15 protein-coding genes, 2 pseudogenes and 1 other annotated feature are annotated in these 15640 nt (G+C 33.6%); of the genes and pseudogenes, 12 read left to right on the top strand and 5 right to left on the bottom strand.

Annotated features, from left to right (window positions below):
- Positions 1-51: 51 nt before the first annotated feature.
- The 6 genes and pseudogenes from gyrA to SPD89_RS01795 form a co-directional block, all read left to right on the top strand.
- Positions 52-2568 carry a DNA gyrase subunit A gene (gyrA, locus tag SPD89_RS01820; RefSeq protein ID WP_336260250.1) on the top strand — a complete coding sequence of 839 codons (2517 nt, stop codon included), beginning with the start codon at positions 52-54 and terminating at the stop codon, positions 2566-2568.
- Positions 2569-3178: 610 nt separating this feature from the next.
- Positions 3179-4645, top strand: coding sequence for an IMP dehydrogenase (gene guaB, locus SPD89_RS01815; protein ID WP_336260249.1), 1467 nt, complete (start codon positions 3179-3181; stop codon positions 4643-4645).
- A gap of 109 nt (positions 4646-4754) precedes the next feature.
- The gene (locus tag SPD89_RS01810) at positions 4755-6083 is read left to right on the top strand and encodes a D-alanyl-D-alanine carboxypeptidase family protein (RefSeq protein ID WP_336260248.1); all 1329 of its coding nucleotides are present in this window, start codon (positions 4755-4757) and stop codon (positions 6081-6083) included.
- Positions 6084-6104: 21 nt separating this feature from the next.
- On the top strand, positions 6105-6953 hold the full coding sequence (pdxS, locus tag SPD89_RS01805) for a pyridoxal 5'-phosphate synthase lyase subunit PdxS (protein ID WP_336260247.1): 849 nt from the start codon (positions 6105-6107) through the stop codon (positions 6951-6953).
- A gap of 28 nt (positions 6954-6981) precedes the next feature.
- Positions 6982-7195 (top strand) — a binding site (T-box leader).
- Positions 7196-7273: 78 nt separating this feature from the next.
- On the top strand, positions 7274-8551 hold the full coding sequence (gene serS / locus SPD89_RS01800; RefSeq protein WP_336260246.1) for a serine--tRNA ligase: 1278 nt from the start codon (positions 7274-7276) through the stop codon (positions 8549-8551).
- Positions 8552-8924: 373 nt separating this feature from the next.
- Positions 8925-9098 (top strand): annotated as a pseudogene (locus tag SPD89_RS01795) (MFS transporter); the annotation flags it as partial.
- Positions 9099-9662: 564 nt separating this feature from the next.
- Here SPD89_RS01795 and SPD89_RS01790 read toward each other — a convergent pair.
- The 3 genes from SPD89_RS01790 to SPD89_RS01780 all read right to left on the bottom strand — a co-directional run bounded on the left by SPD89_RS01790 (position 9663) and on the right by SPD89_RS01780 (position 11663).
- Complete coding sequence (locus tag SPD89_RS01790; RefSeq protein ID WP_336260245.1) at positions 9663-10424, bottom strand: ABC transporter permease; 762 nt, start codon at positions 10422-10424, stop codon at positions 9663-9665.
- Complete coding sequence (locus tag SPD89_RS01785) at positions 10425-11183, bottom strand: ABC transporter ATP-binding protein (RefSeq protein ID WP_336260244.1); 759 nt, start codon at positions 11181-11183, stop codon at positions 10425-10427.
- Between the two features lie 183 nt (positions 11184-11366).
- Positions 11367-11663 carry a hypothetical protein gene (locus tag SPD89_RS01780; RefSeq protein WP_336260243.1) on the bottom strand — a complete coding sequence of 99 codons (297 nt, stop codon included), beginning with the start codon at positions 11661-11663 and terminating at the stop codon, positions 11367-11369.
- Between the two features lie 363 nt (positions 11664-12026).
- On the opposite strand from SPD89_RS01780, the gene SPD89_RS01775 reads away from it, so the two are divergent.
- On the top strand, positions 12027-12209 hold the full coding sequence (locus SPD89_RS01775; RefSeq protein WP_336260242.1) for a hypothetical protein: 183 nt from the start codon (positions 12027-12029) through the stop codon (positions 12207-12209).
- A gap of 445 nt (positions 12210-12654) precedes the next feature.
- Here SPD89_RS01775 and SPD89_RS01770 read toward each other — a convergent pair whose 3' ends face one another.
- Positions 12655-13242: a VanZ family protein gene (locus SPD89_RS01770; protein WP_336260241.1), complete on the bottom strand. Its 588-nt coding sequence runs from the start codon at positions 13240-13242 to the stop codon at positions 12655-12657.
- Between the two features lie 13 nt (positions 13243-13255).
- Positions 13256-13675 (bottom strand): hypothetical protein, encoded by a 420-nt coding sequence (locus SPD89_RS01765; protein ID WP_336260240.1) that lies wholly within the window; start codon positions 13673-13675, stop codon positions 13256-13258.
- 475 nt (positions 13676-14150) lie between these two features.
- Here SPD89_RS01765 and SPD89_RS01760 point away from each other — a divergent pair, with 475 nt between their 5' ends.
- From SPD89_RS01760 to SPD89_RS01740, 5 genes and pseudogenes are all read left to right on the top strand, one after another.
- The gene (locus tag SPD89_RS01760; protein ID WP_336260239.1) at positions 14151-14471 is read left to right on the top strand and encodes a hypothetical protein; all 321 of its coding nucleotides are present in this window, start codon (positions 14151-14153) and stop codon (positions 14469-14471) included.
- Between the two features lie 18 nt (positions 14472-14489).
- On the top strand, positions 14490-14636 hold the full coding sequence (locus SPD89_RS01755; protein WP_336260238.1) for a hypothetical protein: 147 nt from the start codon (positions 14490-14492) through the stop codon (positions 14634-14636).
- Between the two features lie 143 nt (positions 14637-14779).
- Positions 14780-14974 (top strand): helix-turn-helix transcriptional regulator, encoded by a 195-nt coding sequence (locus SPD89_RS01750; RefSeq protein WP_336260237.1) that lies wholly within the window; start codon positions 14780-14782, stop codon positions 14972-14974.
- 2 nt (positions 14975-14976) lie between these two features.
- A complete protein-coding gene (locus SPD89_RS01745; protein ID WP_336260235.1) occupies positions 14977-15420 on the top strand; it encodes a hypothetical protein in 444 nt (147 codons plus the stop codon).
- 3 nt (positions 15421-15423) lie between these two features.
- Positions 15424-15640: pseudogene (locus tag SPD89_RS01740) on the top strand (hypothetical protein); the annotation flags it as partial.

The following is a 15640-nucleotide window of genomic DNA, read 5'->3' as shown; positions in this document are numbered from 1 at the left end:
AAACATCTTTTTCTCCATGATTCAATTCATCCATCAGGAGGTTTATGTGAAATGGAAGAACGGTTAAATGTTGAACAAGTAAATTTAAGTCAAGAAATGCGCACATCCTTTCTCGACTATGCGATGAGTGTTATCGTTTCACGTGCTTTACCAGATGTTAGAGATGGTTTAAAACCTGTACATCGCCGTATTTTATATGCGATGAATGAATCCGGTATGCACTCAGATAAGCCATATAAAAAATCAGCACGTATCGTAGGGGATGTGATGGGGAAATATCATCCACATGGTGACTCATCTATTTATGATGCAATGGTTCGGATGGCGCAAGATTTTAGTCATCGCTATTTACTAATTGATGGTCATGGAAACTTCGGCTCCGTAGATGGAGACTCCGCGGCTGCAATGCGATATACAGAAGCAAGAATGTCTAAATTAGCGATGGAAATGTTACGTGATATTAATAAAGATACGATTGACTATATGGACAACTATGATAGTACGGAAAAGGAACCGATATATTTACCTGCTCGTTTTCCTAATTTACTTGTAAATGGATCTTCTGGTATTGCAGTTGGAATGGCAACAAATATTCCACCTCATAATCTAGGAGAAACGATTGACGCAGTACTTGCACTAAGTGAAGATCCTGATATTACAGTAGACGAATTAATGGAAAACTATATTCATGGACCTGATTTTCCAACTGCAGGGATCATTTTAGGTAGAAGTGGAATTAGGAAAGCTTATGAAACAGGTAGAGGTTCAATCACGCTTCGTGCAAAAGTAGAAGTTGAAGAAAATCCTAACGGTACTTCTACTATTCTTGTTACAGAAATACCGTATCAAGTGAATAAGGCTAAATTAATTGAAAAAATTGCTGAATTGGTGCGAGAGAAACGAATAGATGGTATTACGGAATTAAATGATGAATCAGACCGAAATGGTATGAGAATTGTCATGCGAATACGTCGTGATGTCAATGCGAATGTGGTGTTAAATAATTTATATAAATATACGGCATTACAGACAACTTTTGGTATTAATACATTAGCTTTAGTAGATGGAAAACCGAAAGTACTAACATTAAAAGAGTGCTTAGAACATTATTTAAATCATCAAATTGACATTATAAGAAGAAGAACACAATTTGAATTAAACAAAGCAGAGGCACGTGCTCACATTTTGGAAGGATTACGAATTGCTTTAGATCATCTAGACGAAGTAATTACACTTATTCGTAATTCCAAAACAGCCGACATTGCCCGTACAGGTCTAATGGAACGGTTTAAATTATCGGAAAAACAAGCACAAGCTATTTTGGATATGCGTTTACAACGTTTAACAGGACTTGAACGTGAAAAGATTGAAGAAGAATATAAAGAAATATTAGCTTTAATTGAAGAATTAAAAGCAATACTAGCGGATGAAGAAAAGGTTTTAGCGATTATTCGTGAAGAGTTAACAGAAATTAAGGAAAAGTTTAATGATGAACGCCGAACAGAAATAGCAATGGGCGGTGTAGACTTTTTTGAAGATGAAGATCTAATCCCTGAAGAAAATATTATTATTACATTAACCCATAAAGGGTATATTAAACGTTTACCGTCAACTACTTATCGTACGCAACATCGAGGCGGTAGAGGGATTCAAGGGATGGAAACACATGAAGGTGACTTTATTGAACAATTAATTTCTACTTCTACACATGATACCGTGTTATTTTTTACAAATAAAGGAAAAGTATACCGTTTAAAAGGTTACGAGATTCCGGAATTTGGTCGGACGGCAAAAGGATTACCGATAATTAACCTTTTACAAATTGAAAAAGGAGAATGGATTAATACGGTAATAACAGTTAGAGAATATGATGAAAATGACTTCTTATTTTTTACAACTAAAAAAGGTCTTTCCAAACGGGTATCCTTGCCACATTTTCAAAACATTAGACGTGGTGGGTTAATTGCAATTAATTTACGTGATGAAGACGAACTGATCTCCGTTCGTTTAACTAACGGAACAAAAGATATTGGAATTGCCACAAAACAAGGATACATCATACGTTTTGATGAAAAGGTTGTACGTTCCATGGGAAGAACTGCCTCTGGTGTAAAAGGAATTGATTTAAGAGAAAATGATGAAGTAGTATCAATGGAAATCATTGAAAAAGACTCTTATATTTTACATGTAACGAATAAAGGAATTGGAAAACGAACGCTTGAAAATCAATACAGAAAAACAAATCGTGGTGGAAAAGGCTACTATCTATGTAGATTAACAGAAGAAACAGGACATGTTGTTGCAGTTAAAATTGCCACTGGTGATGAAGATTTAATGTTAATTACGATCCATGGTGTGTTAATCCGAATTCCTGTTAAAGATATTTCCATTACAGGTAGAAACACACAAGGTGTAAGACTTATTCGTTTACAGGGAGAAGAAGAAGTAGCTACAGTTGCTAAGATAGTAGAAGAAGAAACAATGGAAGAAGAAACGGAAGAAAATGAGGCAGAAAATAAAATAGAAACTGAAACAGAATCTGATTCGTCTGAGTTGAAAGAAGAATAGATCGTAAAGGAGTTATTAGAATCGGAAGTAGATGTGGCTCATTTAGTTCCAGGTATGGTTTTAGGATTGTGCAGTCAGAGTCCTCCTCATTTCAATGGGGAGATGAATGACCGCCTTCTTTGTACGCAGATAAGAAAGTATAAAACTTTCCTACTGCATAAGTGAAACTAAGGCTTTCGCCAAGGCTTGGCGATAAGCCAAGTTTTCTAATAGTTGAATAACTTATATGTATAAAATAAACCAAATCTTAAACGTGCTAGAACTTGTGTATATAACGTGAACTATCACTATGCTCGAATAATTAATGTATCTGATTTATTTCTTTCGATATATTCAAATAATACCAAGGAAATAATGAGTGTGTTAGAAGAATTCAAAAATAATAAACTTGATCCAATTGTTGTAGAAAAGTTGGAAAGTGAATTAAGTCTTTTTCGTGAATAGATTTAAGAGCTCGCCTTAGGGGCAAGTTCTTTTTCTTTTATAAAATATAGGTTATTATTTTAATTAACGTTGATTAATTTTATAAGAAAAAATTATATAAAAGTTAAATAGAAAACTTTAGAATCAAGTTTTCTATTTACACAATGAAAAGAAGGAGGAAATGTAATTGGGTAAATTTGCAAAAGAAGGATTAACTTTTGATGATGTATTACTAGTACCTGCTAAATCAGAAGTATTACCGAGAGAGGTTGATATAAAAACTTCACTATCACCTAGTTTACAGTTGAAGGCACCATTTATTAGTGCTGGTATGGATACAGTAACAGAAGCGGATATGGCAATTGCAATGGCTAGACAAGGTGGATTTGGGGTTATCCATAAAAATATGTCGATTGATGAACAAGCTGAACAAGTAGATCGAGTAAAACGTTCAGAAAGTGGAGTAATTACAAACCCATTTTTCTTAACTCCAGAACATCAAGTATATGATGCAGAACATCTAATGGCTAAATTTCGTATCTCAGGTGTCCCAATTGTAAATAACGTAGAGGAACAAAAATTAGTTGGTATTTTGACGAATCGGGATCTCCGTTTTGTAGATGATTATTCGATTGTCATTTCTGAAGTAATGACAAGTGAAAACTTAATAACGAGTGAAGTAGGTACGACACTGGAAGAGGCGCAAAAAGTTTTACAGAAATATAAGATAGAGAAATTACCGCTTGTCGATGAAAATAATGTATTAAAAGGATTAATTACGATTAAAGATATTGAGAAAGTAATTGAATATCCTAATTCAGCAAAAGATGACCAAGGTCGCTTACTTGTTGGGGCAGCGGTAGGTGTAACGAATGATACAATGGCAAGAATTGAAAAATTAGTTGCAGCTCATGTTGATGTAATTGTAGTTGATACAGCACATGGCCATTCAAAAGGAGTACTTGAAGCGGTTAGAGATATTAGACAGAAATATCCTGATTTAAATATTATTGCTGGTAATGTTGCAACAGCAGAAGCGACTAGAGATTTAATTGAAGCGGGAGCAAATATAGTAAAAGTTGGAATTGGCCCTGGTTCTATTTGTACAACCCGTGTTATTGCTGGGATTGGAGTACCACAAATAACTGCAATCTATGATTGTGCACAAGAAGCAAGCAAACATTGTGTACCGATCATTGCCGATGGTGGAATTAAATTTTCTGGTGACGTTGTAAAAGCATTAGCTGCAGGTGCACATGCAGTAATGCTAGGAAGTCTGTTTGCCGGTGTAACAGAAAGTCCTGGAGAAATGGAAATATTCCAAGGTAGACAATATAAAGTTTATCGAGGTATGGGTTCCATTGGTGCGATGAAAGCAGGTTCAAAAGATCGCTATTTCCAAGACGAAAATGATGTTAAAAAATTAGTTCCAGAAGGTATTGAAGGAAGAGTTGCTTATAAAGGTTCTCTAGCTCAAACAATGGATCAATTAATTGGTGGTCTCCGTGCCGGTATGGGCTATTGTGGAACAAAAGATTTAGAGAACTTAAGAGTTGACTCACAATTTATTCGGATCACAAATGCAGGATTAAAAGAAAGTCATCCACATGAAATTCAAATTACAAAAGAAGCACCAAATTATTCTTTAAATTAATCAATCTTATGACTATATTGAAATAAATTGTAACAAATTAGGCATTTGCTAATCTCTCATTTCGTGATAAAATAACTAGTGGTTAAAAATATACGGAGGTAAAAGTAAATTGAATAACATAGTAAGGAAAAAGGGCTGGTATTTATTAATTGTTTCTTTGGTTGCCCTTCTGCTAATCATACATCCAGATATTACTAAAGTAGAAGCAAAAGCTGTTGAAACCAAAGCAGAATCCGCAATAATTGTTGATGTTAATACAGGGAAAATTTTATATGCTAAAAATGAAAACGAGGCATTACCTCCAGCAAGTATGACCAAAATGATGACCGAATACATTGTTTTGGAGAAAATTAATCAAGGGGAAATTGACTGGAACACAACGACACAAATCAGTGATTATGCATATAGTATTTCAGCAAATGATAGCTTCTCTGGTGTTGGTTTAAGACAAAATGTAGATTATACTGTAAAAGAATTATATGAAGCGATGGCGATAAATTCAGACAACGCAACTACAATTGCACTTGCGGAATTAATTGCAGGTTCTGAGGGTGAATTTGTAAAATTAATGAATCAAAAAGCTGAAGAAATGAAATTACCTGATTCTAAATTCGTTAATTCAACTGGTCTTGACAACGAGTCGTTAGATGGTAATCATCCAGAGGGGACAAAGGCGGATGATACGAATCTATTATCTGCTCGTTCTGCAGCACTTCTTGCTTACTATTTAGTAAATGATTATCCAGAAGTACTGGATATATCTAGTATCCCAGAAACAAATTTTGATGACCAGACAATTAAAAACTGGAATTGGATGTTGCCACATGATGCAACGTATTTAAAACAATATTATTATGAAGGTGTAGATGGTCTAAAAACAGGTCATACTGATTTGGCAGGATATACATTTACATCAACAGCAGTACAAAAAGACCGTCGTCTTATAACTGTTGTCATGAAAACTGCTAGCGAGGATGAACGGTTTAAAGAAACTGCAAAGTTATTAGATTACGGATTTAATCAATTTGATGTTACAGAATTATTTAAAGCAGGTTATCAAGTACAAGATGAACCTTCTGTCCCAGTAACAAAAGGAAAAGAAGAAACAGTAGATATTGCATTAAAAGAAGATATTTCTATTCCAATTGAAAAAGGTAAAGAGGAAAATTATCATATTGAATATAAGCTTGATGAAAGTGTATTTAATGAAAATGGTGAACTTGTTGCTCCAATTAAAAAAGGCGATAAAGTTGGAACTGCTGAGCTTGTATTTGACGATGGAGCAGAATTTGGATATATTTTAGATGGTGAGAATAAAATTTCCGTAGATCTCGTAACTACTAGTGATGTAGATAAGAAAAATTGGTTTTCACTCATGTTAGGAGCAATCGGACAGTTTTTTGTTAACTTATATGATAATTTTATGGGATTGTTTTAAACGATATGGGGGATATTAATTATGATTGATTTTAAAAGAGGCGGCGTAATTATGGACGTCGTGAATGCTGAACAAGCACATATAGCTGAACAATCTGGTGCTGTAGCAGTTATGGCACTAGAACGAGTACCTTCCGATATTCGTAAAGAAGGTGGAGTAGCTCGAATGGCAGACCCAACAATAACAGAAGAGGTAATGAATGCTGTCTCTATTCCTGTAATGGCAAAAGGAAGAATCGGTCATATTGTTGAAGCCCGTGTACTAGAAGCTATGGGTGTCGATTGTATTGACGAAAGTGAAGTATTAACTCCGGCTGATGATGTTTTTCATATTAACAAATCAGATTTTACAGTTCCATTCGTTTGTGGATGCCGTAATATTGGTGAAGCAGCCCGTCGAATTGGTGAAGGAGCCGGAATGCTACGTACAAAAGGTGAGCCTGGTACTGGAAATATTGTCGAAGCAGTGCGTCATTTACGACAAGTTCAAGCTGAAATTAAACAATTAACATCTATGAGTGAAGATGAGGTTATGGTATTTGCACGTGATAATCAAGCGCCTTTTCATGTTTTAATGGAGATTCGCGAAAAAGGTCGTTTACCAGTTATTAATTATGCAGCTGGAGGTGTTGCAACACCGGCAGATGCAGCGTTAATGATGGAATTAGGCGCTGATGGAGTATTTGTAGGTTCAGGTATCTTTAAATCAGACAACCCTGAAAAATTTGCAAAAGCAATCGTTCAAGCAACAGAAAATTATCAAGATTATAAATTAATTGCTGAATTATCAAAAGATCTAGGTACAGCTATGAAAGGGATTGAAATGAGTTCTTTAGAAGGATTTGACCGCATGGCTGATCGAAGCAATTAAGCTTTGTAATTCTAATAAATAATATTGAAAAAATGTAGTGATAGGAAATAGTAACAATTTATTTTTGCTAAAGAGAGTCGATGGTTGGTGAAAATCGATCAAAAATAATTGTGAATCCATCCTTAAACAGGTTTATGATAAATAAATCCGGGAATTTGTGCCGTTACAACAGTAAAGCTGGAAGATAGAATTACATATCTTCAATGTGGGTGGCAACGCGGGAAATAACTCTCGTCCCTATGGTTATTAGGGATGGGAGTTTTTTGTTATATAGTTTATATATCTTACTATTGTAAAATCTCTTAGGAAGGAGTATTAGTATGTTAGACCGTAAATTATTAAGAAATAATTTTGAAGAAGTGAAAGAAAAGTTAACACATCGCGGAGAAGATTTATCAGAATTGGATAATTTTGTTCAATTAGATCAGCGCAGACGTGGTATTATTACGGAAGTAGAAGAATTAAAAGCAAAAAGAAACGAAACATCTAAGCAAATCTCTGTTATGAAAAGAGAAAAGAAGGATGCCTCATCATTAATTCAGGAAATGCAAGAAGTTGGAAATAAAATAAAGAATTTAGATAATGAATTAGAAAAAGTAGATAATAAACTGGAACATGTCATGTTATCAATTCCTAATATTCCACATGAAAGTGTCCCAGTTGGAGAAGATGAAGATGATAATGTGGAAGTAAGAAAATGGGGTGAAAAACCAAACTTTTCTTTTGAACCTCAACCACACTGGGATATCGCTACTAACTTAGATATTGTCGACTTTGAAAGAGCAGCAAAAGTTACTGGGAGCAGGTTTGTATTTTATAAAGGTTTAGGGGCACGTCTAGAAAGAGCTTTACTTAGTTTTATGATGGATTTACACGCAGATGAACATGGCTACGTAGAGATGATTCCCCCATACTTAATTAATCGCAAAAGCTTGACAGGAACTGGACAATTACCAAAATTTGAAGAAGATGCATTTCTTATTGAAGAATGGGATTACTTTTTAATACCTACTGCAGAAGTGCCAGTAACAAACTATTACAGAGATGAGATTTTAAAAGAAATTGAACTACCAAAAAAATATGTTGCATATAGTGCGTGTTTTCGTTCTGAAGCGGGATCTGCAGGAAGAGACACTAGAGGACTGATCAGACAACATCAATTTAATAAAGTTGAGCTTGTTAACTTTGTGAAACCTGAAGATTCATATGCTACTTTAGAAGAGTTAACGAATCAAGCGGAAAAGGTGTTACAATTACTCAATTTAACTTATAGAGTCATGAGTATGTGTACAGGAGATTTAGGATTTACCGCTGCTAAAAAGTATGATATTGAAGTATGGATCCCTGCACAGGAAACATATCGTGAAATATCATCTTGTTCAAATTTTGAAGATTTTCAAGCAAGACGTGCTGGGATCCGTTTTCGAAATAGTGAAGGAAAATTAGAATATGTTCACACATTAAATGGTTCAGGACTTGCGATTGGTAGAACGGTAACTGCAATTATTGAAAATTACCAGCAAGAAGATGGTTCAGTAGTTATTCCAGAAGTATTACGTGCCTATATGGGTGGGAAAGAAGTCATTAAGAAAAATTAGATCGACACAAAAATGTCGGTCTTTTTTTCTTTTTGGGCAGATCAGAAATAATAATAGAGAACTTGACACAAACAAAAGTTGCTTAACCTTGCCGTAACTTGGAATATTCATGTAAAATAGGAATTCTGGTCTCAGAAAAGGTTGCTTTTCGGGTGCGGAGCATTGCGACCCGTCTACCAATACTTTCCGATGGCGTTGGGATAGTAAATGAGTAACGTGATGATTAAAAAGATACTGGACTTTAGCAGATTATCTGATGGATTCAGGTGGTCTATTTTTTGGGATAAAATAATACTATCGGATATTGGGTACAATTGTGAAGTAGAGAAGCGTTTCTAACAGAATGTCACCGTGCTGTTTATTTCTCGTATGCAGTGCAGCATTTATCATGCCAGCAGTTACGGCATATATTGCGGATATTACCACCATAGCATACCCTTCGAAAGCATTTGGCTACATGTCAGTAGCTATTTCAACTGGATTTATTCTTGGTCCGGGAGCAGGTGGGTTTTTAGCCAGTATTGGAACGAGGATACCATTTTTCTTTGGCAGATAAGAAAGTATAAAACTTTCCTACTGCATAAGTGCAACTAAGGCTTTCGCCAGGGCTTGGCAATAAGCCAAGTTTTCTAACGGCTGGTTTTGCGTTGGTAGCATTTGCAGTTTCATTCATACTGCTTGAGCGAGCCCGAGTGACATAAGGAAGAGCAAATGCCAGGAGTACCGTTAGGAGTAAAACGAATATTCATGCCCATCTATTTTATCTCATTTTTGATTATTTTCATCATGTCCTTTGGGGTTGTCATCGTTTGAGTCATTGTTTTCACTTTTGATGTAGCAAACCTAACAACCTTTTACTACCCGCATTCCTTAAGGTAGGTGGGCAACCGCCCATTACCCTAACGAAATTTTTGAGGATGTTCTATTTTCATGGAGGATATTTCACCGCATTCACTACAAAAAGTAAAAATGATTGGGGAACTTCCCGTTAACTTGTTTATCGACGTCACATTGGTAAATCCATTCCCCATTTTTCCTTTTAGAAAGTTATCATTTCCACATACTTCACATGTTTCAGAAGCCATTCATTACACCTCACCCCATTTTTTAATTATGTCCATTTAAAAGTTTTTTTCGTAAGATAAAAGAACACCAAACTGATAGATAGGATAACCCCTATATTTATGAAATTCGAAAATTCTCCTTCCTTACCAAAGAGACTGCTGTGGTATAGATCAGTTAAATAGGTAAATGGAACAATGTATATGAATTTCTGTACAACATCAGGCAAAATATAAATATATATTGGAAGCAATGTACCACTGACCATCAGCAACGGAACTACAAGTGCATTCAACAACCCCGACGCTACTTCTATATTGTTAAAGAAATTGGCGAAAAAGAATCCGAAAATCAATATCATCATCATTCCAAGCAAGGATATGAGTATAAAAGGAATAATATTTCCCAATTCAATATAGCCTAAAATAAATCCAAGTATGGTAAAAATACTTATTTGGAAGAAAGATAATATAAATCGAACAACAATTTGCGATAAAATAAAGCTTTCTGGCTTAAGGGGTGTCATTTTAAGTGTTTTTAATATTCCTTTTGACCTCATTTCTACGATTGGTACGGTGGTTCCTGATATTCCAATGGAAACTAAGGCAAAAACAAGGATTCCCGGAAAAAGGTACTCTAAAAATGAAAGCCCCATATCCTCCGTTGGGGGAATAGCAAAATTCATTGCGGCGAACATTCCCAAAAAAAAGAAAGGGAATAATAACGTAAAAAAGAACGTTCTTGCATCTCTTTGAATTTCGGTTAAGCCGGTCTTAATCATTAGAGAGAATGAACTTTTTTGATGTTGCATTTAGTCTATCTCCCCTCTAATATTTTTTCCGGTAATATGAATGAAAACATCCTCCAGCCGGTCTGAATATGTTTTCCTATGTTGTTGAATGATACTTTTTGGAGAACCCTCTGCAACAATACTTGTATCATGTAAAATGTATAGCATATCACAGATTTTTTCTGCTTCTTCCATATAGTGTGTAGACAATAAAATCGTCTTACCCTTTTCTTTCATTCTTTGTAAACAATCCCAAATTAAATGGCGAATTTGTGGATCAAGACCACTAGTAGGCTCATCCAAAATAATGAAATCAGGGTTACCAACAAGCGCAACAGATACGAGTAATCGCTGTCTTTGGCCGACAGATAGATCCTTTACCTTTTTGTTTTTGATTTTGTCCATTTCTAACATATCCATTAATTCAACAATATTTATAGAGTCTTGATAGAAACTACCAAACAGCTGGAGTATCTCCATTACCGTTTGTCTCGGAAATAAATTTGCTTCCTGTGGTTGAATGCCAATTTTATTCTTTACCTTTTGAATATTACTTTCGCCTAGGATGTTAACCTCACCTTTTTTATACGGTCTCAAGTCAATCATACATTCAAGTAAAGTTGTTTTTCCTACTCCATTTCTTCCCAGTATTCCATAAATACCACCGCTTCCCAATTTCATATTCACATTATTTAATACGAGTTGATTACCATATGATTTACTCAATCCATTTATTTCAACGCAATATTCGTCTAGTATTGGTTCATCTTGTCCAAACAAACAAATTCCTCCTTGTGAGTGTTATCTTCATTGCATCATTACATTAATTGAATAGCATCAATCATAACGTTTGAACAATGTAAGTAAACCAGAAAGCACTTCTCAGAAAAAGGCTAATCTATATATATAGTTCTATATAATCCGCATTATTCCTGCAATAAATTGAAAATAATGGATGTTTTATTAGTATACGTCATTAGCAGTAGCGTATATGAATTGATCATTCTGATAAACACAAGAACAATATCTTTCTAGTGTTTCTGCCTTGGCTTTTAATTGAGCCGCATCGGCATCTATATCACCACCTGCTCCGTCCATATGCATTGGGAAGTCAAAATTCCTTCCCTTAAACAAGTTAACATTATTTAAATCTCCTAACCGGGCACTATAGATGTTATATTCCGGATCTCCCGGAGCTTGAGAGAGTTTATCAGGATGAGTCATCAATCCGCCAATCGGTTGGTATAGATTATCTATCAACACTATCACCATCCTTTTTATTTCTTTACATATTACTATCTGTTTTGACTTAATATATAAATCATACCCTTATTTTCAACCGTATTTTCCGTAAAAAACCCCCTAAATTATATAGCTATAATTTAGGGAAATTACTAAATAACTACAGGTAAAATAGTCTATATAATTGGTGGGTATTGAGCATCAAGTTTCCTAGTATAAACCGTTAGAAACTGTCATCCTAAAATTATAAGTAACTTATGAAGATCAATTCCCATAGATGATATCTCAGTTATAAACCTTTCCATTCTCAAAAAGCAATACATAAATATAATAAAATTGTAAAAAAATGAGATTACCTTATGGTTTATGTTAGGTTTCTAAATGCCTAGAGAGAAACTAATTAATATGGCAAAAAAATTAATCGATAAAGGGTTTTTGGAAAAAAGTTTACTGGCTGATACGAAACGGTATATAGAATTTAAGTTTAATCAGTCCATTATTTTTGCTAAACTAACTGAAGTTCATTTTGATATATTTAGAGAAAATAAATATGTTATAAAATAAAGGCGATGATTATTGTTGAATTAGTTATTCTTGCATCGGATACACTTGATGATATTCAAGATAAAGATTTACTACAAACGAGTCTTATCATCTTATAACCAAATCTGATTTTAATGACTTAAATGCTGACTCTATTTTTCGTTAGCATTGTATATAACTGCTATACCTTCTTTGTGGTTAACTTTTAATTGCTCGTTTCAATTACAATCCAGTTTGTTAAATTTTGACGAGTCTATTTTCTCATGATGATCTAGTCTATCACATCAAGGTTTCTAGGATACCAAAATATCTTAAAACAAAATTTACGAAAAATTTGGTGTGAGTGAGAGATCCGTTAAAAAGGGAATATAGAATTGTGAGGAAAAGATTGTAGTGGCCAAATAAAAAAGAGAAATCCCGTCATAACGAGATTGCGAGATTTCTCATCCTTTATCCGAAAGTTGGGTTATTGGTTTACATAGGAAGATATATGCTTTAGCACCACTCCTTTATCATCATCAACCTTGAATTTATTGATAAGATAGTTATAAATAAATTTAAAAAGCTTAAAAAATAATAGGTAACCAATTAAAGCGCCAAAGGTATTTAAAATAATATCATTAATATCAACAACCCTAAAAGTGTATCCAGCATATAATGCGGTTAATAATTGAAATGACTCAATAGTAATTGTTGTAACTAACCCAATTAGAAAAATTTTCTTTACATCAGTCTTCATTAAAAAAGGAATTCCAAACCCTAGAGGAATTGTCATGATAATATTATAAAAATTGGCAATTGATATACCGTATTTAAACGGAATTAAGTTCATTTCCTTCCAAACATTTTGACCTCCAAACATTTCTCTTTGTTCATCGTCAATATATATTGGAAACTGTGTTAAATCTATTAAATAGTAAATATAAATATAAAAAATAGTGAAAAATAAAAGATATGCTACATTCCTTTGTTTAAAGTATCTAAAGTAAATGATAAATATCGCATATATAACTAGAAAAATATATAAGAAAATCCCTGAAAAGAAAATAACCATTATCTATAATCTCCTAATTTGATACTGTTCCACTTCCTTTTATTGTCCTTCCATCCTCATATGTTTTCCAGATCAATAAATAATATTTAGTTCCTCCACCCAAACCACTATATGAACCCGAAAAACTCTTCCTTTTTCCATCAGTAGTTGGTGTTGATGTAACTGTACCAAAACTATTCCCTGAAGTTTTATTATACAATGTATAGCGAACTGAATTTGGACCCGTTGCTCCAGATTGAGCTAAACTTTGATAGTGAGAACCTGAGATACTAGCGCTACCTTTACTCAATCTCATGAACTGTCCATTTTTACCACCGTCAACCACTCTGTGTGCCATTGTAAATGAATATGAGTTAGAGGCTGCTAGGACTGGTGTCGCAACCATTACAGAAAATATTACAACTAAACAAATCGAAAACAACTTATTTTTCATTAAAAACTCTTCCTTTCATCTTTTTATTATAAAACTGTAAATTCAAACTATGAAATTATTACTAAACAAGTTACCATTTAATAAAACTTCAAATGCTACTTTGCGGATCTATTCCCTCCTTATATAAAAAAAATTGTCGATCGACCATAATTAAATCATAACATTATTTTTATAAGTATTTACCGTAAAAAAACACTAAATTGTTTTTAGGGATTTCCCTAAAAAGCATAGTACTCTATTAATTTTTTACATTTTCAACTGAAAAACTTGCAACAACAATTGGGTTGGCATCAATACCTTTAAACCCTGTAAAGTTAACAGGATAATATTACTAAATTGTCTAAAGAAATTCAACCACTTCTGGTGGCACAGTTATAAAATAACTAATTTCTTAAAAGATGCTTTTACATAAGTATAATAAAATTGTAAAAAAATGAGATTATACTAAAATTTATGCTAATATAAAATGAAAGCGATGACTATTGTCGAATTAATTATACTTGCATCCGATATACTAGACGATATTCAAGACCTAGATGCAAAAGATGTTCCATGGAGCAATGTTGATGATGCATTTAATTTAAATATTGTTGTCGGAATGTTAATCATTTGCCTGCAAGAAACGGATGGCATAGCAGGCATCAATGAAACACTGTGGATTAAACAAAAAATTAAAGAGCTTATGCTGCAGTCATTAAATGGACAACAAATTGATTTAAAAAATGAAATCATAAGCGAAGATGATTATATTCAAATGTGCTATATGAAGTCGGGATCCTTAATACGACTTGCATGATTAGTAGGTGCTGGTAAAGTGGATGGAAATCTTAGTAATGGTATTAAGGAGTACTCCAACTATTTGGGGGTCATTTCTCAAATAAAAAATGATGTTTTAGATATGAAAAATGGTTTTATCAAAAATGATCCTTGGTGGATGCAAAAAATATTGTGGATTCAGTAAAACAGTAATCTTTATGAATTGGGCCAGATTGCTTAATAAAGAGGTTTTTGAAAAGCCTCTTTTTAATTTGACTTTTTTTATAAATGATGTAATATAAATATTGCATATGTTAAATATATATTGCTTAGAGCGTAGGTGAGATTATGAAAAATAATGTGAAGATTGCTCGTATTAAAGCTTCCCTCAAGCAAGAACAATTAGCTTCGAGAACAGGAGTGACACGACAGACGATCGGGTTAATTGAAAAGGGAAATTACAACCCGAGTCTCCAGTTATGCGTAGCAATTGCAAAGGCACTTAACAAAACTTTGGATGACTTATTTTGGGAGGTTGAATAATAATGAAATCTTGGATGTCGTTTTTTCTGCCTGATGATGAATATAGGGAGAAAATGATGTTGTACTTTTTTTCAGAGAGTGCGGTGATTCTCCTACTTTCATTGATTGGAATGATTATATATAATCATTACTTTGATATATCAGTCGTTAACGCCTTATTAATATCCATATTAATTTTCCTTATTTATATCACAGGAAGATATGTAGTTTCTGGAATTGAATATACTGATGTGACAACAGATAAAGCATATAGAAAGGAATTAAAAGTTATAGCTATCAGAGTAATTGGTTTCTTTGTGATTCTCATATCAGTGTATTTATTATTAGAAGGCTCTGATAAATGGTTAAAGCTTATATTATTAACACTTAGCGCTAGTATAATTTGGTTTTTTGCCAGCTTGATTTCCTTAAAACGTTCCTATAATAAAAATAAGGATTTATTGTAACTGGTGATTAGAAAGAGTAAAGAAATAGTTCAACTAACGGGCGCGATTCCGTCCCTATCGTTACATACGGACCATTTTGTTGAACAGTTTATTTTGATTAGGATGAAGGAACAAAAAATGAAAAAGCTAAAAGGAACAATTTTAAAAACAATAATCTTTTTTATGGGATGGATACTTTTGATTATCCCTAATCTACAATTCAATAACGATGCATACCAAC

This window comes from Pseudogracilibacillus sp. SO30301A, from assembly GCF_037072025.1.
In the GTDB taxonomy this organism is placed as follows: domain Bacteria; phylum Bacillota; class Bacilli; order Bacillales; family Amphibacillaceae; genus Pseudogracilibacillus.
The sequence above is the reverse complement of the archived record's forward strand: the minus strand, read 5'-3'. Positions and strand labels throughout refer to the sequence as shown.